Here is a 20,344-nt window from a genome sequence, read left to right on the forward strand (position 1 = left end):
GGGCGCTTTCAGGGGGGCGTGGGATCGGCCTGCCATTCGCGGAAGAAGCGGATGCGCTCGCCGTGGTCGGGGTGGCTGGAGATGGCGATCGGCAATCGGGCGTTGCCCTGGCCATCGTCGTCCGGGCCGGCTTCCTCTCGCTGGATGCGCTCGAAGAACGCGACCATCACCGACGGAGAGACACCGCTTTCATCAAGCAGTCGTGCCGCGAAGGCATCGGCCTCGCGCTCGGCATCGCGTGAATAGGCCTGCGTGGCCAGCATGGCGGGCACCGTGGCCAGGAAGCCGCTGGCATCGCCCAGCACCACGCCCACCAGCGCACTGACCAGACTCGCGCGCACCATCAGGTCAAGCCCATGGCGGTGGTGCACGTGACCGAGTTCATGCGCCAGCACACCCACGATGGCGTCGGGCTGGTCGAGCAGCATTTTCACCAGATCGTCCGTGATCACGATGTAGCCACCAGGCAGGGCAAACGCGTTGGCACCCAGGGCCTTGGACCGGTGAAACGAAAGCTGCCAGACCGGTGCATCGCCCTGCGGATGGGCGCGCTCCACCACCGACTTGAATCGGGCGCGCAGCGTTTCCTGTTGCTGCGCGGGCAGCGCGCTGGGCTGCAGGAACACGCGGTCCAGCTGCTGCATGCCTTGCTCGCCCAGGCGGGCCTCCAGTGACCGTGGCACCTGGTGCGCCAGGATCTGGCTCAGCCAGGGCACGCCCCAGGTCCAGGCCGCACCCAGAAACAGCACCGTGGCGCCCATGGCCACCAGCGTGGCGCGCCAGCTCTGCATCCAGCCCACCACCGCACCGTCGCGCTGGCCGCTGGCCTGCCGCCAGGCGTCCCACTCACCGGCGTCGGCGTGCTGGATCAGGCTGCCGTCGGGCAACTCACTCTGGCGCTGGCCGTGCGAACGGCGTTCGGCCCAGCGCACCCGCCGCACCGGGTAGCGGCGCTCGCTGCCCACCAGCGTGAGCACGAGTTCATCACCCTCGATGCACAGCTCGCAGACCTGCGCGCGCGGGCTGTGGCCGTCAAACCAGATGCTGAGCAGCCGGGGCGCTTCGCTCATCACAGGCCCATGTCGATGCCGAAAAAGTCGCCCGCCGCATCACCCAGGAGGCCTTTGTCGCCGCCTTGTGCCTGCGCGAGCCAGGCGTTCACGTCACCCCTCACCGCGATCTCCATGGCCTCCAGCCGCAGGCGTGCGGTGTGTACTTTGGCAAACGGCCAGTAGAGACCCAGCGTGAGCGCAATCAACAGCCAGTTCTTCGCCGTCAGACTCATCAAGGGGGCGAATTTCAACTGGCTGTCAAAGTGGATGCGTGCGCTGCGGGTGTTGGACCACAGGAGGTTTTGCAAGCGCGACGTGGTGTACGGCACGAGCACCAGCGGGAACACCAGGTAGCCCAGGGCCAGCAGGAGCGGCAGCACAACCATGGTCGCGCCCGTGGAGCTGCCGAGCATCAAGACCACGATGCCACCCACGCCAGCGAGCACCGCCGTGCACAGCAGGGACACACCAGCCACCCGGAACGAGAAACCGTAGAAAGCACCGGCGCCGGCCTTCAGTTGCGCATGTTCCTGTGCGAACACATAGCCACCATGCTGGTACTGCTTGACGCGCGCCATCAGCCAGGGTGACATCGCGACCATCGCCATGACCAGCAGGCTCATCGCCGAGGCGATCATGGCGCCTGCCGCGCCATCCTTGGAAGCCTGCAGGTCAGGCACGATCAGTGCGACCACCAGCCCGAACGCCAGCACCGGAATGAAGAAGGGCAGCATGCACAGATAGGCGCCCTTCAGGTCGCCTTCGAACGACATGCGCACGCCACGCCAGCTGGTGTTGCGCAGTCGAAACTGCAGCGATGCGCGCCACAACGCGGGCCACAGCCCCGCCAGCACCAGCAGGGGAATCCACGACAAGGCCGGCGCGAAGTTGGACACAACCCAGTAAGAGACACCGAACAGCAGCATGAGCAGGTAGCCGCGGAACATCTTCCAGGGGTCGCCATGAAAACCCAGCGGGTCTTTTCCCACCAGGGTGTTGTTCTGGAAATAGGCCAGGCGCCGGGCCCGGGCAAACGGCCAATAGAGCGTGAGGGTGATCAGCGTCAGCAGGAGGTTGACGATCCAGATGCGGAAGTACTCGCTGCCCGAACCGGTGAAGCGGATGTCAAGCGTCTGCGTCGGTTCGCTCACGGGGGAACGCGTGTCAGACAAGAATTCCGTCGCCTCAAAATCATGTTGCTGTGCCATCCCCATCCCTCCTGGTTGTTGAAAATTTGGTCGCGATCCTAGCATCAAAAATTTGTACCAATGACCTACTGCTGCCGAGCGTGAGCACTGCGAACTGCGGTTCAAAACGGGCGCGCTCAAAACCCGGCACACTCCCCTGCATGAGCTCCCCCTCCCCCACCGACCGTCCCAAAGCCACCACCCCCACATCGCTCAGCGGCCTGCTGCCGTTTCTGCGGCCTTACCGTTTGCAGATCGGTCTGGCGATCCTGTTTCTGGTGCTCGCCGCAGCCGCCACGCTGGTGTTTCCGCTGGCATTGCGCTTCCTTGTCGACAGTGGTCTGGCCCCGGCCGGGCGCGGCGAGCAGGCGCTCGCGTTGCGCGGCCACTTCGCCGCCCTGTTCGGCGTGGCGGTGGCGCTCGGCATTTTTTCCGCGATGCGCTTCTACCTCGTGAGCTGGCTTGGTGAACGCGTCACCGCCGACCTGCGCAACGCGGTCTACAGCCATGTGCTGCGGCAGAGCCCGCAGTTCTTCGAGACCACGCAGACCGGTGAGGTGCTCTCGCGCCTGACCACCGACACCACGCTGGTGCAGACGGTGGTGGGCTCGTCGCTCTCCATGGGCCTGCGCAATGCCGTCATGGGCATCGGCGCACTGATCATGCTGGTGTGGACCAACCCCTATGTGATGCTGCAGGTGCTGCTGATCATCGTGCTGGTGGTGCTGCCGAGCATGTGGTTCGGGCGGCGCGTGCGCAAACTCTCGCGCGCCAGCCAGGACCGCGTGGCCGACTCCAGCGCCATTGCGGCCGAGGTGCTCAATGCGATTCCCGTGGTGCAGAGCTACACGGCCGAAGACCGCGAGGCGGCGCGCTTCGACGAGTCCACCCAGTTCGCCTTCGAGACCGCGATCCGGCGCACACGCGCACGCTCGGTGCTGGTGGCCTTCATCATCATCAGCACGGCCGGCCTGCTGCTGTGGGGTCTGTACCAGGGAACGCAGGCCGTGCTGGCCGGCACGATCACGCCCGGCCACCTGGGGCAGACGGTGCTCTACATCATCATCCTGGCCGGTGCGGTCGCCGTGCTCGGTGAGGTGTACGGTGACTTGTTGCGCGCCGCGGGTGCGAGCGAACGCCTGATGGAGTTGCTGGCCAGCGCCTCGCCGGTGCAGTCACCGGCGCAACCGCTGAAGGCCGCGTCCCCACAAGGCGGCAGTGCGCTGGTGTTCGACGACATCACCTTCCACTACCCCTCGCGCCCCGCGCAGGCCGCCCTCACGGGCTTCAACCTGGCGATTGAACCCGGCCAGACGGTGGCGCTGGTGGGACCGAGCGGCGCGGGCAAGACGACCGTCTTCGGCCTGCTGCTGCGCTACTACGACCCGGCGCTGGGCACGATCCGGCTGGACGGCGTGCCGATCCACCAGATGAGCCTGCACGACCTGCGCAACCGCGTGGGCATCGTGCCCCAGGACCCGGTGATCTTCTCCAGCAGCGCGATGGAAAACATCCGCTACGGCAAGCCGGGTGCGAGTGACGCCGAAGTGCGCGCAGCAGCTGCCGCGGCGTTTGCCGACGAGTTCATCGACCAGTTGCCCGAGGGCTACAACACCTTCCTGGGCGAGCGCGGTGTGCGGCTCTCAGGCGGTCAACGCCAGCGCATCGCGATCGCGCGCGCCATGCTCAAGAACCCGCCGCTGCTGCTGCTGGATGAAGCCACCAGCGCGCTGGACGCGCAGAGCGAACGCATGGTGCAGGCGGCGCTCGAGTCGGCCATGAAAGACCGCACCACCCTGGTGATTGCCCACCGGCTGGCCACCGTGCAGCAAGCCGACCTGATCGTGGTGCTGGACCACGGCAAGCTGGTGGAGCAAGGCACGCATGCCGAGCTGGTGACCCATGGCGGCGTGTACGCCGGCCTTGCGGCCTTGCAGTTTCAGGTTTGACCGGTGAGCTAGGCCAGCTGGCGCAGTTCGCGCAGCGCCACTGACACGGGGGCGAGATCCGGCGCCAGGTTGGCGATGCTCTCGTGCATGGCGTTGACGCGTTCGATCGCCTTGGCATGCTGGTCCTGCCACTCGGCCAGCGTCTGCTGGCTGCTCAGCAGCGACAGCACGAGTTGCCCGGCGATGGAATACACGTCGTCGCGCGCGCTGGCTCGAGCCTGGGTCTGCCACAGCGAGTCCGTCGGCAGCTTGCCGATGTGCTGGCGCCAGTGGCCCAGACCCAGCGTGTTCTCGATCGCGTAGTAGGTGCGCGCGGCCTGTTCCAGCGTGCTGCCGGCCTTGGCCGCCACGTCGACGAGATCGAGCACCGGGTACAGGTGGTCGAGCACGGTGAGGTCATCGGCGAGCTGCGCATCCACGCCCGCCTCCACCAGGCGGGCGCTGGCCGCTTTCCACTGCTCCAGAGCCGTGGCGGGCAGCCATTGTTCGACGTGCTGGCGCAGCGTGCGGGCCGCCGGGCGGTACTTGGCGATCAGCGTGGGCAGGTCGCCCTGGCCACGGTGGCGCAGCATCCAGCGGCTGGCGCGCTGCGCAATGGTGGCCAGCTGGGTGAGCAGGCTCAGCTGCAGCTCGGTGGTCACCTTGTTGTCCAGCGCATCGATCTGGTCCCAGATCGGCTCCAACGCAAACACCTCGCGCGCCAGCGTGTAGGCGCTGACCACATCGGCCGCCGTGCACGAGGCTTCGTTGGCCAGATAGTTGACGAAGGTCGCGCCGACGCGGTTGGCGACCGTGTTGGTCATGAAGGTCGCGATGATCTCGCGCTTGAGCGGATGCCGCTCGATGAAGTCGCCATGGCGTTCACCCAGCACCACCGGGAAATACATCTTGAGCACACGCGCGTAGAACGGATCGTCGGGCAGGCTGCTGGCGCACAGCTCGTCGAAGAGGTTCATCTTGGCGTAGGCCAGCAGCACGGCGTTTTCGGGGCGGGTGAGTCCCCGGCCTTCGCGCTTGCGTTTGCCCAGCTCTTCGTCGCTGGGCAGGAATTCGATGGGGCGTTTGAGCAGGCCGATCTGCTCCAGCCATCGCATCAGGTTTTGCTGTCCGTCCAGCAGGTAGACCGGCCGGGTGGCGGCCAGTTCGATCTGCTGCGTCTGGTAGTAGTTGTCCTGCAGCACAAGCAGGCCGACCTCGTCGGTCATGCTCGCGAGCAGGTCGTTGCGGCTCTCCAGCGTGAGCCCGCCGGCTTCCTGCACAGCACCCAGCAGGATCTTGATGTTGACCTCGTGGTCGGAGCAGTCCACGCCGGCGGAGTTGTCGATCGCGTCGGTGTAGATCAGGCCACCGGCCTGGGCGAACTCGATGCGGCCGTTCTGCGTGCAGCCGAGGTTGCCGCCTTCGCCGAACACCTTGCAGCGCAGCTCGTTGCCGTTGACGCGGAAGGCGTCGCCCGCCTTGTCGCCCACCTGCGCGTGGCTCTCGTAGCTGGCCTTCACATAGGTGCCGATGCCACCGTTGTAGAGCAAGTCCACCGGGGCCTTGAGGATGGCGTTGAGCAGTTCGTTGGGCGCCATCTGGGTGGCCTCGGTGCCGATCACGGCGCGCGCCTGCTCGCTCAACGGGATGGACTTGGCACTGCGCGGGAACACGCCGCCGCCTTCGCTGATGAGGCCCTTGTCGTAGTCGTCCCAGCTGGAGCGTGGCAGCTTGAACAGCCGATCGCGCTCGGCGTAGCTGGCAGCGAGATCGGGATTGGGGTCGATGAAGATGTGGCGGTGGTCGAACGCCAGCACCAGCCGGATCTGCGTGGACAGCAGCATGCCATTGCCGAACACGTCGCCCGACATGTCGCCGATGCCTGCCACGGTGAACGGCTGGGTCTGCGTGTCCACACCCAGGCCGCGGAAATGGCGCTTGACCGATTCCCAGGCGCCGCGCGCGGTGATGCCCATCTTCTTGTGGTCGTAGCCGACCGAGCCGCCGGAGGCGAACGCGTCGCCCAGCCAGAAGCCGTAAGCCGCGCTCACGCTGTTGGCGATGTCGCTGAAGGTGGCCGTGCCCTTGTCGGCGGCGACCACCAGGTAGGGGTCGTCCTCGTCGTGGCGCACCACGTCGGACGGAGGCACCACCGCGCCCTTGACCAGGTTGTCGGTGATGTCGAGCAGGCCTGACAGGAAGGTCTTGTAGCAGGCCACACCTTCGGCCAGGTAGGCTTCGCGCTCGCTCGCCGGCGGGGCCTTCTTCAGCACGAAACCGCCCTTGGAACCCACCGGTACGATCACCGTGTTCTTCACCATCTGCGCCTTCACCAGGCCGAGGATCTCGGTGCGGAAATCTTCGCGCCGATCGGACCAGCGCAGGCCACCGCGCGCGACCTTGCCACCGCGCAGGTGCAGGCCTTCGACGCGCGGCGAATAGACCCAGATCTCGAACAGGGGCTTGGGTTCGGGCACGTTGGGGATGTCGCGCGGGCTGAGCTTGAAGCTCATGTAGTCATGTCCGCGCTGGTAGGCATTGGTGCGCAGCGTGGCCTGGATGGTGCTGAGGAACTGGCGCAGCACGCGGTCTTCCTCCAGGCTGGCCACGTCGGCCAGCAGGGCTTCCAGGGCCTGCGCCTGGGCTTCAATGCGCTCCGCACGGCGGTCCGCTTTCGCCGGGTCGAAGCGGATCGCGAACAGCTCGGCCAGGCCCTGCGCGATGGTGGGGTTCTTGTTGAGGGTGTCTTCGATGTAGCTCTGGCTGAAGGCGAAGCCGAGCTGTTTGAAGTAGCGCACGTAGGCGCGCAGCACGGCAATGGCGCGGGCATCGAGCTCCGTAGAGAGCACCAGGCGGTTGAGCGCGTCGCTTTCCACCTCCTGGCGCCAGACCGCCTGGAACAGTTCCTCGAAGCGGAACTTGAGGCGCTCCACATCCAGCGGCTGGGCAAACTGCAGGCCCCAGTCGTGGATCCAGTAGCCCGGTGCGGCCAGGTGGTAGGGGTGCTCGTCGAGCACCCGCGCGCCCATCGACTCCATCACCGGCATGGCGTCCGACAGGGTGATCTTCTGCGTGGCGTAGGTCTTGAAGCGCACCTGTCCCTGGCGGTTGTAGAGCTTGAGCGCAAGCGGCCGCTGCTCACCCAGGCCGCTGAGCACGGCCGCGTCGCTGGCGGCGGTGTCGGCGTCGAAGTGCTCGCGGTAGGCGGTCGGGAACGCCGCCACCAGGGCCTCCAGGCCGCTGGCACTGCGGCCGTTCTGGCCCAGCAACACGGCGTTCACGCCGTCGACCCAGCGCTTGCAGGCCTGGGCCACGCGGGCCTCGAGCTGGGCGAGGTCCACCTGCGCGGGCAGCTTGTCCTTGGCGCGCACGATGTAGTGGATGCGCGCGAGCGCGCTGTCGGTGAGCATGGGCGTGAACTCGATCGATGCCGCATCGAACGCCTCGGTGAACAGGGCGCCGAGCTTCACGCGCAGCTCGGTGGTGTAGACATCGCGCGGCACATACACCAGCAGGGATGCCAGGCTGCCGTAGGCGCCACGGCGCACGAACAGGCGCACGCGCTGGCGCTCCTGCAGCCGCAGGATGCCCATGGCATGCTGCTCCAGCGTGGCGGCATCGATCTGCAGCATCTCGTCGCGCGGGTAGGTCTCAAGGATCGCCTGCAAGGCCTTGTGGGCATGGCTGCCCGTGACCACACCGGCATTGGCCATGACCTGCGCCACATGCTGGCGCACCACCGGGATCTGTTCCACCGAGGCGGCGTAGGCTGCCGACGTGTACAGCCCGAGGAACCGGCTTTCGCCCACCAGTTTGCCGGCGGCGTCCAGCCGTTTGACGCTGATGGCGTCCATCCAGGCCGGGCGGTGCACGGTGGAGCGGCTCATGGCCTTGGTGGACAGCACCAGGTCGGGGTTGGACGCGAACTGTTCCGCGGGCTGGGCCGGCAGCACCCGGGTACCCGGCGCCTTGAGCAGGCCCAGCGCGGTGCCCGGCACGGGCACCAGCACCTTGCCCTTGAGTGCGTAGTCTTCGGCCGCCAGGAAGGTGAAGTGGCCTTGTTCGAGCCAGGTCAGGAAGGCCTTGGCTTCGTCGGCGACGGACGCGTCCAGCGCGGTGAAGCTGGCGTTGAGCACCTGCACGCGCGAGAGCATGGCGCGCCAGTCCTGGACGGCCAGGCGCACGTCCTGCAAGGTGTCCTCGATCACGCGGCGCAGCATTTCGCCCTCGGGGTCGGAGGCCAGCCGGTCGCACTCGACCAGGATGCACGAAACGACCTGCCCGTCGCCTGCGCCTTGTTGCGCGGCACCAAGAATCTCGACCACATGGCCGGCAGCATCGCGTTTGACGCGCACCAGGGGATGGACGATCCAATGCAGGGTGCGCCCCGTCCGGTTGACGGCCATGCCGACCGAGTCCACCAGAAAGGGCATGTCGGGGTGCACGATCTGCAGCACGTGTGTGCCACGGTCCTGCGTCGGATCCGTGGGCAGGTCCAGGACCTGCACGATGACTTCACCCGGCGCCGATGCGCTCAGCATGGCCTGGTGCGCGGCGGCCATGGTCTTGAGCAGGGCGGGGTCGCGGTTGCGCATTTCCTCGGGGTCGGCGGCAGCGAAATACAGGTCCTGAAAGCTCGGGTTCATGGTCGGCATCCGGTCAAGGAGAGTGGTTGGCGGGGGAGAGATGTGCGCGATTCTAGGAGTGCCAAAGCGCGCACAACAGCCCCAGACAAGGATTGCATGGACCCATGCCATGCCTTCATGCGTAAAGCGCATGATGCGCTCCCGCCGCCCAACCGTGCATGAAAAAAACCCCGCCAAACGGGGTTTTGCAGGCGCCGGGGATCGCGCTACTGCAAGGTTTCCTTGACCGCCGGAAGCATCGGCAGAGCGATCACCTCGATGCCCTCTTCCAGCATCGCCAGGGCCTCCTGAGGGCTGGCTTGGCCGCGAATGTTGCGGTGTTCGGCCTCGCCGCTGTGCATGGCGCGCGCCTCGTCCGCGAAGCGCTCACCCACATCTTCGGTCTGCGCCACCACCTCGCGCAGCGCCTTGAGAACGCGGGCCTGCAAGGCGGCCAGTTCGGGATGCATCGCGTGGTTGCTCATCGCCACCACCGCACCGGCGGGCGCCGCGAAGTCGGGGGCGTCTGTGTCATTGCGCCCGCTGCGCAGGTTCAGGCGCGGAGCCGAGAGCGTCTTGTGGATGTGGGCGTCGCCGCACATCGGACACGTGAGCAACCCGCGGGCAAGCTGGCTCACGAAATCGTCTTCCGAACCGAACCAGCCTTCGAAGTCGTGCTGGTGGGCACATTGCAGGTTGAGGACCTTCATGGCAGGGATTGTCCTGCCAAAGGTGCTGCAGCGTCTCGCTTCCAGTCCAGTGTCCATTCGCCGGCCTGCACGTTCTGCAACCACATCGAGCCGACCAGGGTCTTGCAGTCGATCACCTCGCCGCTGAAACACCAGGCCCGCAGCTGGGCGGGTGTGGCGGTGAACACGTCGAGGAACTCACCGTCGTCGAGCTGCCGCTCCCCGAGCGTGAGGCCGCGTGCGAACCAGATGTCGATGGTCTCGTCGGAATACGCCACCGTGGGCGCCAGCCGCCCGGCGAACGCCCACTCGCGCGCGCTGTAACCGGTTTCCTCGAACAATTCCCGCTGGGCACACGCCAGGCTGTCTTCGCCTTCGTCGAGCTTGCCGGCCGGAAATTCGATCATCACAGCCTGCATGGGGTGGCGGAACTGACGCTCCAGCACCACCTGCCCATCGTCCAGCAATCCGATGACCATGACCGCACCCGGATGCAGCACGTACTCGCGCGTGGCCTCGGCACCGCCGGGAAGGCGCACCGTGTCGCGCACCACGTGCAGGAAGTTGCCACGCAACAGCTCGGTGCGTGACAGCGGTGTTTCGATCAGGTGAAGATCGTCGGCCATGTCAGTGCCGATGGCGATAGAGATAGCGGTACACGAAGCCGGGGAAGGCGAGCGTGATGAACAGCGCACCGGTGGTGGCATAGAACTCCCAGCCCTGGGGTGCAATCTGCCCGGCGCTCTGCTCCAGCACAAGACCGAGGGCTCCCACGAGGAAATACAGCAGCACCATCTCGGTCAACCGCATCCACAAGGTCTTGGGCAGGTTGCGCGGAATCACCGCCAGCCACCGCTCATTGATGAAGGGCAGGTTGGCGGCCACCAGCGCAGCGATCAACACCAGCCAGACGGAAAAACTGTGGTTCATGGGGAAGGGTATGAGCCAGCCACGCCGGCCAAGTTCACCGGAGACGGCCTGCAGGCTTCAGACGAACAGTGCCGCCACCGCTTGGGCGCAAAGACTCATGAGGCCGCCAGGCACGATGCCCAGCAGCAGCACCAGCGCACCGTTGATGGAGAGCACCGAGCGAGCATCCATGCCAGCCTCGATGTCGGCGGTCTGCGTGGGCGCGTCAAAGTACATCAACTTCACCAGGCGCAGGTAGTAGAAGGCGCCGATCAGCGACATGATGACCGCGAACACGGCAAGGCCTACGTAGAAAGGCCCGCCGGAGGCCAGCAGCGCCTGCAGCACCGAGAGCTTGGCGTAGAAGCCCACCAGCGGCGGGATACCAGCCAGCGAGAACATGCAGATGGCCATGACGCCGGCGTACAACGGGCTGCGCTGGTTCAGGCCAGCCAGATCGCTGATGTTCTCGGACTCAAAACCGCTGCGCGACAGCAGCAGGATCACGCCGAAGGTGCCCAGCGTGGTCAGCACATAGGTGATGACGTAGAACATGGACGAGCTGTAGGCGTTGGCCATGTTGCCCGTGTCGCCGTTCACCACGCCAGCCAGCAAGCCGAGCAGCATGAAGCCCATCTGTGCGATGGTGGAGAACGCCAGCATGCGTTTGAGGTTGGTCTGCGCGATGGCTGCGAAGTTGCCGACCAGCAGCGACATCACGGCCAGCACCGCGAGCATTTGTTGCCAGTTGAAGGCCAGCGGCTGCAGACCTTCAACCAGCAGGCGGATGACAATGGCGAAGGCCGCCAGCTTGGGCGCGCCACCGATCATGAGCGTGACGGCGGTGGGTGCACCGTGGTACACGTCGGGCACCCACATGTGGAAGGGCACCACGCCGAGCTTGAAGGCCAGACCGGCGACCACGAACACCAGACCGAGCGTGAGCACCTGGGCCGAACCCTTGAGCGTGGCCTCGCCGCCGGCGATGGACTTCATCACCTCGGACAGGTCCAGCGAACCCGTGGCACCGTACACCATGGACAGGCCATAGAGCAGAAAACCGCTGGCCAGCGCGCCCAGCACGAAATACTTCATGGCCGCCTCGGTCGCCTGCACGTCGTCGCGGCGCAATGCCACCAGCGCATAGCTGGACAGCGTGAGCAGCTCCAGGCCGAGGTAGATCACCAGGAAGTTGTGGCCCGAGATCATGACAAACATGCCCAGCAGCGCAAACATGGACAGCGTGAACATCTCACCGCCGCGCAGCATGTCGCGTTGGCTGGCGTAGTCGCGGCCATAGACCAGCGTGACCATCATGGCGATGGTGGCAAAACACTTGAGCCAGTTGCCCATGGGGTCGCTGACGATCATGCCGCCGAAGCCCGGGGTGGTGGTGCCCGAGACGGCCGCCATGCCGAGCAACGAGGCAACCGAGCCCAGCGACAGCAACGTGAGAACGTAGGTGGCGCCGCGTTGGGGCGTCTTCACCGTCAGATCGGCCAGCGCGATCACGCAGGCCATCGTCAGCAGGAGGATTTCAGGGTAGGCCGCGACCCAGCTGAGCTTGTCAATCATTGTTCGTTCTCTTGTGTCGTGTGGCGGGCCGGGCTCATTGGGGCAGCTTGGAGACGGCCACGTGGCGCAGCAACTCCGCCACGGAGGCGTCCATCACGTCGGTGAAAGGCTTGGGGTACACGCCCATGAAAAGCACCGCCACAGCCAACACCGCCATCACTAGGAATTCGCGCGGGTTGAGGTCGATCAGGGCCTTCACGTTGTCGTTGCCCACGGCGCCCAGGTACACGCGCTTGTACATCCACAGCGAATAGGCCGCGCCGAAAATCAGCGCCGATGCAGCGAGCAGACCTATCCAGAAGTTGGCCTTCACCGCAGCCAGGATCACCATCCATTCGCCCACGAAACCGGCCGTGCCCGGCAGGCCGCAGTTGGCCATGGTGAACAGCAGCGCAAAAGCCGCGAACTTCGGCATGGTGTTCACCACACCGCCGTAATCGGCAATCTCGCGCGAATGCACGCGGTCGTACAACACGCCGATGCCCAGGAACATGGCGGCCGACACAAAGCCGTGGGCAATCATCTGCACAATGCCACCCGACACACCGAGGTCGCTGAAGACGAAGAAGCCCAGCGTGACGAAGCCCATGTGGGCGACCGACGAATACGCCACCAGCTTCTTCATGTCCTGCTGCACCATGGCCACCAGACCGACGTAGATCACTGCGATCAGCGAGAGCGCGATCATGAGCCAGGCCCATTCGTGCGAGGCGTCGGGCAGGATGGGCAGCGAGAAACGCAGGAAGCCGTAAGCACCGAGCTTGAGCATGATGGCCGCCAGCACGGCGGAGCCGCCGGTGGGCGCTTCCACGTGCACGTCGGGCAGCCAGGTGTGCACCGGCCACATCGGCACCTTCACCGCGAAGGCCGCGAAGAACGCGAAGAACAGCAAGGTCTGCGCGGTGCCGCTCAGAGGCAGCTTGTACCAGTCGGCCAGCGCGAAACTGCCACCCGACACGGTGTACAGGTAGATCAGCGCGACCAGCATGAGCAGCGAGCCCAGCAGCGTGTACAGGAAGAACTTGAAGGCCGCGTAGATCTTGTTCGGGCCGCCCCAGATGCCGATGATGAGATACATCGGAATCAGTGTGGCTTCGAAAAACACGTAGAACAGCATCGCGTCTTGCGCGCTGAACACACCGATCATCAGACCCGAGAGGATCAGGAAGGCGCCCATGTACTGGTTGACGCGCGTCGTGATCGACTCCCAGCTGGCCACGACCACCACCACGTTGATGAAGGCGGTGAGCAGAATCAGCCACAACGAAATGCCGTCCACGCCGAGGTGGTAGTGGATGTTGAAGTTTTCGATCCAGGGGCTTTTTTCAACAAACTGCAGCGCGGCTGTGCCGAGCTTGAACCCGGTGTAAAGGGGCACGGTGACCGCCAGACCCGCCAGCGAACCCACCAATGCGATCCAGCGCACCATCGGTGCCTGGTCGACACGGCCCAAGGCCAGCAGCACGACGCCAAAAAAGATGGGCGTCCAGATGGCAAGGCTCAGCAAACCCATGATGTTCTTCTTCCTCTTGTTTTATTTGGCGAGCCAGACGAAGTACGTCATGAACAGCAGCACACCCACGATCATCATCAGCGCGTAGTGGTACAGGTATCCGGTCTGCGCACGGCGCACCACGCCTGAGACCACGCCCACGAGCTTCCAGCTGGCATTGACCACGCCGCCTTCGATGACACCGCGGTCACCACCCTTCCAGAGACCGATACCCAAGCCGCGTGCGCCTTTGGCCAGCACGTTCTCGTTGAACCAGTCCATGTAGTACTTGTTCTCGAGGATCACCACCAGCGGACGCAGCGCGCGGCCGATGGCGACCGGCACGGCCGGGTTGATCAGGTACATGTACCAGGCGCTCAAGGCACCGGCCAGGGCCAGGTACAGCGGCGGCGTGGACAAGGCGTGAGCCGCCATCGACAGCGGGCCATGGAAGATCTCCGCGAACTTGGCCATGGCCGGGTGGGCGGCTGCGTTGATGGCGATGGCGTCCTTCAGGAAATCACCAAACAGCATCGGCTGGATCGTCATGAAGCCGATCACCACCGAGGGAATGGCCAGCAGCACCAGCGGCACGGTGACGACCCAGGGCGATTCGTGCGGCTTGCCGTCGCCATGTCCGTGGTCATCGTGGTGACCATGGTCGTCGTGATGAGCATCGGGATTCTGGTCGTAGCGTTCCTTGCCGTGGAACACCAGGAAGTACAGACGGAACGAATAGAACGAGGTGACAAACACACCGGCAAGCACCGCGAAATAAGCGAAGCCGGAGGCCGGCAGGTTGCTGAAGTGCACCGCCTCGATGATGCTGTCCTTGGAGTAGAAGCCCGAGAACAGCGGCGTGCCGATCAGCGCCAGCGTGCCCAGCAGCGAGGTGATCCAGGTGATGGGCATGTACTTGCGCACGGCGCCCATCCAGCGGATGTCCTGGTTGTGGTGCAGGCCCATGATGACCGAGCCCGCGGCCAGGAACAGCAGCGCCTTGAAGAAGGCGTGGGTCATGAGGTGGAACACCGCCACCGAGTAGGCGGAAGCACCGAGCGCCACCGTCATGTAGCCCAGTTGCGACAGCGTGGAGTACGCGACGATGCGCTTGATGTCGTTCTGGATGACGCCCAGGAAGCCCATGAACAGCGCGGTGATGGCGCCGATCACCATGATGAAGTTCAGCGCCGTGTCGGACAACTCAAACAGCGGCGACATGCGCGCCACCATGAAGATGCCGGCCGTGACCATGGTGGCGGCGTGGATCAGCGCCGAGATGGGCGTTGGGCCTTCCATCGAATCGGGCAACCACACATGCAGCGGGAACTGCGCGCTCTTGCCCATGGCGCCAATGAAGAGGCAGATGCAGATGACGGTGATCAGCAGCCAGTCGGTGCCTGGAAAGCCCAGCGCGCCGAGCTCGGGCGCCTTGGCGAACACCTCGGCGTAGTTGAGCGTGCCGGCATAGGCCACGATCAAGCCGATGCCGAGGATGAAGCCGAAGTCGCCCACCCGGTTGACCAGGAAGGCCTTCATGTTGGCGAAGATCGCCGTGGGCTTGTTGAACCAGAAACCGATCAGCAGGTAGGACACCAGGCCCACGGCTTCCCAGCCGAAGAACAGCTGCAGCAGGTTGTTGCTCATGACCAGCATGAGCATGGAGAAGGTGAACAGCGAGATGTAGGCGAAGAAGCGGTTGTAGCCGTCGTCCTCTTCCATGTAGCCGATGGTGTAGAGGTGCACCATGAGCGAGACGAAGGTGACCACCACCATCATCATGGCGGTGAGGCCGTCGACCAGGAAACCGATCTCCATCTTCAGACCACCGACCACCATCCAGGTGTAGAGGGTTTCGTTGAAGCGGGCGCCGTCCATGGCCACGCTCTTGAGCGTCATGGCCGACAGGATGAACGCGATCAACACACCCAGGATGGTGAGCGTGTGCGAAGCACGGCGACCGATGACATTGCCACCGAAGGTCGTGCCCAGAATGCCGGCCAGGGCCGCGCCGATCAGCGGCGCCATGGGGACGGCGAGCAGGGTGCTGGCAGAAAGGGTTGTGCTCATGATGTTCTTGTCTTGGGGCTGGGACTCAGCCTTTGAGCGTGTTGAGCTCTTCGACGCTGATCGAATTCTTGTTGCGGAACAACAGCACGAGAATGGCCAGACCGATCGCAGATTCGGCGGCGGCCACGGTCAGGATGAAGAACACGAACACCTGGCCGTGCATGTCACCCAGAAAATGCGAGAAGGCCACGAAGTTCATGTTCACGGCCAGGAGCATCAGCTCGATGGCCATGAGCAGCACGATCAGGTTCTTGCGGTTCAGGAAGATGCCGACGACCGAGATCGCGAAAAGGATCGCGCCCACGGCGAGGAAATGGCCCAGGGTCACGTTCATGATGGTTTGCCCTCTTCGGCGGTCTCCGCAACGACCGCGGGTGCGGCTTTCTGCGTGGCGTTCATTGGCAGCACCACCAGCCGGTCCCGGGCGCGCACGTGCACCTGCAGACCCGGGTTGATCGCCTTGCTGTCCTTGCGCTGGCGCAGAGTGAGCGCAATGGCAGCGACCATCGCCACCAGCAAGATCACAGCCGCCACCTCAATCGGATAGAGGTACTCGGTGTAGAGCAGCAAGCCGAGTTCACGGGTGTTGGAGTAGTTGGCCGCGTTGATGCCGGCACCGGTCGCGTCGGGGTTGGCGGCCAGGCTCGGGAAGCCGGCGAACAGCACGGCAATCAGTTCAGCCGCCACAAAACCACCCAGGATGGCGGCAAGCGGGAAGTGTTTCCAGAAACCCTTGCGCACGCCGTCCATGTTGATGTCGAGCATCATCACCACGAACAGGAACAGCACCATCACCGCGCCCAGGTAGACCAGCACCAACGTGATGCCGAGAAATTCCGCCTTGAGCAACAGCCACAGCGCAGACGCCTGGGAGAACGCCAGCATCAGGAACAGCACGGCATGCACCGGGTTGCGCGCAGTGACGACGCGGAAGGCTGCAAACAGCAGCACTGCGGCGAAGAGATAAAAAAAGCCGGTCTGGTAATCCATGGCGTTGTTCTTGTGTCGTCTGTTCCGGTCGGGCTCCGGGATCAGAACGGATCAGCGATAAGGGGCGTCAGCGGCCCGGGCAGCGGCAATCTCGGTTTCGTAGCGGTCGCCCACGGCCAGCAGCATTTCCTTGGTGAAGTACAAGTCGCCGCGCTTCTCGCCGTGGTATTCGAAGATGTGTGTTTCGACGATGGAGTCGACCGGGCAACTCTCTTCGCAGAAGCCGCAGAAGATGCACTTGGTCAGGTCGATGTCGTAACGGGTCGTGCGGCGCGAGCCGTCCTCGCGAACGTCGGACTCGATGGTGATCGCCAGGGCCGGGCACACCGCTTCGCACAGCTTGCAGGCAATACAGCGCTCTTCACCGTTCTCATAGCGACGCAGGGCGTGCAGACCTCGGAAACGTGGTGACAGCGGCGTCTTTTCTTCGGGAAACTGCACCGTGATCTTGCGCTTGAAGGCGTAGCGACCGGTCAGGGCCATGCCCTTGAACAACTCCACCAGCAGGAAGCTGTTGAGGAAGTCACGGAATGAAAACGGCGCCACAACCACGGGGGATGCGACGGGATTGGCGGTGATGGTGGACATGGTCAATCGCCCTCTTATTTCCAGAGGTTCCACGACGTCTGCATCAAGCCGCCGACGAGCAGCAGGTAGATGAGCGTGACGGGAATGAAGATCTTCCAGCCCAGACGCATGATCTGGTCGTAGCGGAAGCGCGGGAAGGTGGCGCGGATCCAGATGAACATGGACACCACGACAAAAGTTTTCAGGCCCAGCCAGATCCAGCCTGGGATCCAGTTGAACAGCACGCTGTCGATGGGCGACAACCAGCCGCCCAGGAACATCAGCACCGCCAGGATCGAAATCAGCCACATGCTGGCGTACTCGGCCAGGAAGAAGATGGCGAAGCCCATGCCCGAGTACTCGACCATGTGGCCGGCCACGATCTCGGCCTCACCCTCGACCACGTCGAACGGATGGCGGTTGGTTTCGGCCACGCCGGAGATCAGGTAGACGAAGAAGATGGGCAGCAGCGGCAGCCAGTTCCACGACAGGAAGTTCAGGCCTTCGGACGCCGCCATGCCGCGTCCCTGCGAGTTCACGATGTCGACCAGATTCAGGCTGCCCGAGACCATGACAACCACCAGGAAGCAAAAGCCGATGGCGATCTCGTAGCTCACCATCTGGGCCGACGCGCGCAGTGCACCGAGGAAGGCGTACTTCGAGTTGGAAGCCCATCCCGCGATGATCACGCCGTAGACCTCGATCGAGGTGATCGCCAGGATCACCAGCAGGCCGGCGTTCACGTTGGCGAGCACGGCTTCAGGACCGAAAGGCACGCACACCCAGGCGGCCAGCGCCGGCATGATGGCCATGATCGGACCGAGGCGGAACAGGCCGTTGCTCGCAGCGCTCGGGCGGATCAGTTCCTTGGTCAGCAGCTTGAGCGCATCGGCGATCGGCTGCAGCAGACCGAAGGGGCCCACGCGGTTGGGTCCGTGGCGCACCTGGATCCAGCCGAGCAGCTTGCGCTCCCACAGCGTCAGGTAAGCCACGGCGCCCATCAGGGGCGCCAGCACGGCCACGATCTTGATCAGGTTCCAGACGACCGGCCAGGCCGCGGTGGTCCACCAGGGTGCGGCGATCAGACCCAGGCCGCCGTTGTACATCGCGTCGATCATGCGTGCACCTCGTCAGCAATGCGGCGCACGCGCGCATCGGCCGTCACTTGCAGCGCCGGGGCACGGCGCACGAGGCCATCGAGTTGGTAGATGCTGGCCACGCAGGGCTCAGTGCTGGCGGGCGCCATGTCGATCGATGCAACGCTGGTGTTGTTGAGACGGGCTGCATCCACCACGGCACCGCTGGCCACGCCGGGCAGCGCGCTGGCCAGCACGGCCTGGGAAGAATCGGCGTCGAAGCCGGCCAGACCGAGCAGGTTGCCCAGCACACGGATCACCTTCCAGGCAGGACGCGTGTCACCCAGGGGGCGAACAACGGCATGGAAGCTCTGCAGGCGGCCTTCGGCGTTCACGAAAGAGCCCGAGGTTTCGGTGAACGGCGCGATCGGCAGCAGCACGTCACTGATATCCAGGTTGGTCTTGAACGGGCTGAGCGTGACGACCATGCCGGCCGAGGCCAGGCCTCGGGCGCCCGCCGCGCTGTCGTGCGCGGGTTCGGTGTTGAGCAAGACCAGTGCCTTCAGCGCGCCACACAGCATCTGACCAGCGTTCAAACCGCCCTGCCCTGGCACGGCGTTGACGAGCTGCGCACCCACGGTGTTGGCGGCTTCGCTCAGGTAACCCACGGAAGCGCCGGTTTGTTGCGCAATCCAGCTGGCCAGCGACAGCAGGCTGGCCGCTTTCTCGTGGTGTGCGGCGCCGTTGCCGAGCAGGATGGCCTTGTGCTCACCGCCCAGAAGCGACTTGGCCACGGCGCGGTGTGCGTCGGTCACGTCAGCATGCACCGGTGCGCTCACTCCGGTATCGGCAGCAATGGCCGCGGCGATGCCGGCCAGTGCGGACACCCAGTTCGCGCTGTCGTTCAGCACGGTGTTTTTCACAGGCATGGCCCAGTCCTGCCGCTCGGCGCCGAGCACATTCACCTGGCAACCCTTGCGAGCAGCCTGACGAATGCGTTGCGCGAACAGCGGGTGGTCCTTGCGCAGGTTGGCGCCCACCACCAGCACGCGTTGCAGGGTGGAGAGCGACGCGATCGGCAGACCCAGCCAGCGCGCCGAACCCGCGGGCGCAGCGTTGGCGAAATCAGCGTGACGCAAACGGCTGTCGATGTTCTGACTGCCCAGGCCGCGCACCAGGGCGCCGGCCAAGGCCAGCTCTTCGAGCGTGCTGTGCGGGCTGGCCAGCAGACCGATGGCAGCGGCGCCGTGTTCGGCCTTGACCTGCTTGAGGCCATTGGCAACGTATTCGAGAGCGGTTTGCCAGTCAACCGTGTGCCATTCGCCGCCCTGCTTGAGCATGGGCGCGGTCAGGCGGTCTTCGCTGTTGACGGCTTCGTACGAGAAGCGGTCGCGGTCGGCGATCCAGCATTCGTTGACGGCCTCGTTCTCCAGCGGCACCACGCGCATGACCTTGTGGTTCTTGACCTGAACGATCAGGTTGGCGCCGGTGGAATCGTGCGGGCTCACGCTCTTGCGGCGCGAGAGCTCCCAGGTGCGGGCGCTGTAGCGGAACGGCTTGCTGGTGAGCGCGCCGACCGGGCAGATGTCGATCATGTTGCCCGAGAGTTCGGAGTCGACCGTGTCGCCGAGCACCGTGGTGATCTCGGAATGCTCGCCGCGGTGGATCATGCCCAGCTCCATCACGCCGGCCACTTCCTGGCCAAAGCGCACGCAGCGGGTGCAATGGATGCAGCGGCTCATCTCCGCCATGGAAATGAGCGGGCCCACGTCCTTGTGAAAGACGACGCGTTTCTCTTCTTCGTACCGCGAACCCGAGCTGCCATAGCCCACGGCCAGATCCTGCAGCTGGCATTCGCCTCCTTGGTCGCAGATGGGGCAATCCAGCGGGTGGTTGATGAGCAGAAACTCCATCACCGACTGCTGCGCCTTGATCGCCTTGTCGCTCTTGGTGCGAACGATCATGCCCTGCGTGACGGGCGTGGCGCAGGCCGGCATGGGTTTGGGCGCCTTCTCCACATCGACCAGGCACATGCGGCAGTTGGCCGCGATGGAGAGCTTCTTGTGATAGCAGAAGTGCGGGATGTAGGTGCCGGCCTTTTCGGCTGCATGCATGACCATGCTGCCCGGGGGCACTTCCACCTTTTTGCCGTCGAGTTCGATTTCGATCATGGTGTTCTTGTCT

General features: G+C 64.7%; 15 protein-coding genes. 1 reads left to right on the forward strand and 14 read right to left on the reverse strand.

The genetic code is table 11. The features are described from left to right. Positions 1-8: 8 nt before the first annotated feature. On the reverse strand, positions 9-1,070 hold the full coding sequence (locus IV113_RS02850) for a M48 family metallopeptidase (RefSeq protein WP_291080605.1): 1,062 nt from the start codon (positions 1,068-1,070) through the stop codon (positions 9-11). Beyond that, positions 1,070-2,203, reverse strand: a complete 1,134-nt coding sequence (locus IV113_RS02855; RefSeq protein WP_291080607.1) for a YjgN family protein — start codon at positions 2,201-2,203, stop codon at positions 1,070-1,072. Before IV113_RS02855 ends, IV113_RS02850 begins: the two co-directional genes overlap by 1 nt. A 197-nt stretch (positions 2,204-2,400) precedes the next feature. Here IV113_RS02855 and IV113_RS02860 point away from each other — a divergent pair, with 197 nt between their 5' ends. Continuing rightward, complete coding sequence (locus IV113_RS02860) at positions 2,401-4,188, forward strand: ABC transporter transmembrane domain-containing protein (RefSeq protein ID WP_291080609.1); 1,788 nt, start codon at positions 2,401-2,403, stop codon at positions 4,186-4,188. 8 nt (positions 4,189-4,196) lie between these two features. Here the strand turns inward: IV113_RS02860 and IV113_RS02865 are convergent, their stop codons facing one another. The 12 genes from IV113_RS02865 to nuoG all read right to left on the reverse strand — a co-directional run bounded on the left by IV113_RS02865 (position 4,197) and on the right by nuoG (position 20,331). Continuing rightward, the gene (locus IV113_RS02865) at positions 4,197-8,813 is read right to left on the reverse strand and encodes an NAD-glutamate dehydrogenase (protein WP_291080611.1); all 4,617 of its coding nucleotides are present in this window, start codon (positions 8,811-8,813) and stop codon (positions 4,197-4,199) included. Between the two features lie 206 nt (positions 8,814-9,019). Next, positions 9,020-9,502 carry a DUF1178 family protein gene (locus IV113_RS02870; protein WP_291080613.1) on the reverse strand — a complete coding sequence of 161 codons (483 nt, stop codon included), beginning with the start codon at positions 9,500-9,502 and terminating at the stop codon, positions 9,020-9,022. After that, positions 9,499-10,107, reverse strand: coding sequence for an NUDIX hydrolase (locus IV113_RS02875; RefSeq protein WP_291080615.1), 609 nt, complete (start codon positions 10,105-10,107; stop codon positions 9,499-9,501). The genes IV113_RS02870 and IV113_RS02875 overlap by 4 nt, the downstream gene beginning before the upstream one ends. A 1-nt stretch (position 10,108) precedes the next feature. After that, positions 10,109-10,411: a DUF2818 family protein gene (locus tag IV113_RS02880; protein WP_291080617.1), complete on the reverse strand. Its 303-nt coding sequence runs from the start codon at positions 10,409-10,411 to the stop codon at positions 10,109-10,111. A gap of 57 nt (positions 10,412-10,468) precedes the next feature. Beyond that, positions 10,469-11,965, reverse strand: coding sequence for an NADH-quinone oxidoreductase subunit NuoN (gene nuoN, locus IV113_RS02885; protein WP_291080619.1), 1,497 nt, complete (start codon positions 11,963-11,965; stop codon positions 10,469-10,471). A 34-nt stretch (positions 11,966-11,999) separates the two neighbouring features. Next, positions 12,000-13,478 (reverse strand): NADH-quinone oxidoreductase subunit M, encoded by a 1,479-nt coding sequence (locus IV113_RS02890; protein WP_291080621.1) that lies wholly within the window; start codon positions 13,476-13,478, stop codon positions 12,000-12,002. A gap of 21 nt (positions 13,479-13,499) precedes the next feature. Further along, entirely contained in the window at positions 13,500-15,527 is a 2,028-nt protein-coding gene (gene nuoL / locus IV113_RS02895; RefSeq protein ID WP_291080623.1) for an NADH-quinone oxidoreductase subunit L, read from the reverse strand. Positions 15,528-15,552: 25 nt separating this feature from the next. After that, a complete protein-coding gene (gene nuoK, locus IV113_RS02900; RefSeq protein ID WP_056273739.1) occupies positions 15,553-15,861 on the reverse strand; it encodes an NADH-quinone oxidoreductase subunit NuoK in 309 nt (102 codons plus the stop codon). Then, positions 15,858-16,517, reverse strand: coding sequence for an NADH-quinone oxidoreductase subunit J (locus IV113_RS02905; protein WP_291080626.1), 660 nt, complete (start codon positions 16,515-16,517; stop codon positions 15,858-15,860). The genes nuoK and IV113_RS02905 overlap by 4 nt, the downstream gene beginning before the upstream one ends. Positions 16,518-16,568: 51 nt before the next feature. Beyond that, a complete protein-coding gene (gene nuoI, locus IV113_RS02910; RefSeq protein WP_291080628.1) occupies positions 16,569-17,105 on the reverse strand; it encodes an NADH-quinone oxidoreductase subunit NuoI in 537 nt (178 codons plus the stop codon). 14 nt (positions 17,106-17,119) lie between these two features. Further along, on the reverse strand, positions 17,120-18,202 hold the full coding sequence (nuoH, locus tag IV113_RS02915; protein ID WP_291080630.1) for an NADH-quinone oxidoreductase subunit NuoH: 1,083 nt from the start codon (positions 18,200-18,202) through the stop codon (positions 17,120-17,122). Further along, the gene (nuoG, locus tag IV113_RS02920; RefSeq protein ID WP_291080631.1) at positions 18,199-20,331 is read right to left on the reverse strand and encodes an NADH-quinone oxidoreductase subunit NuoG; all 2,133 of its coding nucleotides are present in this window, start codon (positions 20,329-20,331) and stop codon (positions 18,199-18,201) included. The genes nuoH and nuoG overlap by 4 nt, the downstream gene beginning before the upstream one ends. Between the last annotated feature and the right edge of the window lie 13 nt (positions 20,332-20,344).

The organism is Hydrogenophaga sp., from assembly GCF_018780385.1.
GTDB lineage: Bacteria > Pseudomonadota > Gammaproteobacteria > Burkholderiales > Burkholderiaceae_C > Hydrogenophaga.

Excerpts from the sequence above, each read along its gene's own strand:
- IV113_RS02850 (WP_291080605.1), bottom strand. The coding sequence starts at position 1,070 with ATGAGCGAAGCGCCCCGGCTGCTCAGCATCTGGTTTGACGGCCACAGC.
- IV113_RS02860 (WP_291080609.1), top strand. The coding sequence starts at position 2,401 with ATGAGCTCCCCCTCCCCCACCGACCGTCCCAAAGCCACCACCCCCACA.
- IV113_RS02865 (WP_291080611.1), bottom strand. The coding sequence starts at position 8,813 with ATGAACCCGAGCTTTCAGGACCTGTATTTCGCTGCCGCCGACCCCGAG.
- IV113_RS02870 (WP_291080613.1), bottom strand. The coding sequence starts at position 9,502 with ATGAAGGTCCTCAACCTGCAATGTGCCCACCAGCACGACTTCGAAGGC.
- IV113_RS02875 (WP_291080615.1), bottom strand. The coding sequence starts at position 10,107 with ATGGCCGACGATCTTCACCTGATCGAAACACCGCTGTCACGCACCGAG.
- IV113_RS02880 (WP_291080617.1), bottom strand. The coding sequence starts at position 10,411 with ATGAACCACAGTTTTTCCGTCTGGCTGGTGTTGATCGCTGCGCTGGTG.
- nuoN (WP_291080619.1), bottom strand. The coding sequence starts at position 11,965 with ATGATTGACAAGCTCAGCTGGGTCGCGGCCTACCCTGAAATCCTCCTG.
- IV113_RS02890 (WP_291080621.1), bottom strand. The coding sequence starts at position 13,478 with ATGGGTTTGCTGAGCCTTGCCATCTGGACGCCCATCTTTTTTGGCGTC.
- nuoL (WP_291080623.1), bottom strand. The coding sequence starts at position 15,527 with ATGAGCACAACCCTTTCTGCCAGCACCCTGCTCGCCGTCCCCATGGCG.
- nuoK (WP_056273739.1), bottom strand. The coding sequence starts at position 15,861 with ATGAACGTGACCCTGGGCCATTTCCTCGCCGTGGGCGCGATCCTTTTC.
- IV113_RS02905 (WP_291080626.1), bottom strand. The coding sequence starts at position 16,517 with ATGGATTACCAGACCGGCTTTTTTTATCTCTTCGCCGCAGTGCTGCTG.
- nuoI (WP_291080628.1), bottom strand. The coding sequence starts at position 17,105 with ATGTCCACCATCACCGCCAATCCCGTCGCATCCCCCGTGGTTGTGGCG.
- nuoH (WP_291080630.1), bottom strand. The coding sequence starts at position 18,202 with ATGATCGACGCGATGTACAACGGCGGCCTGGGTCTGATCGCCGCACCC.
- nuoG (WP_291080631.1), bottom strand. The coding sequence starts at position 20,331 with ATGATCGAAATCGAACTCGACGGCAAAAAGGTGGAAGTGCCCCCGGGC.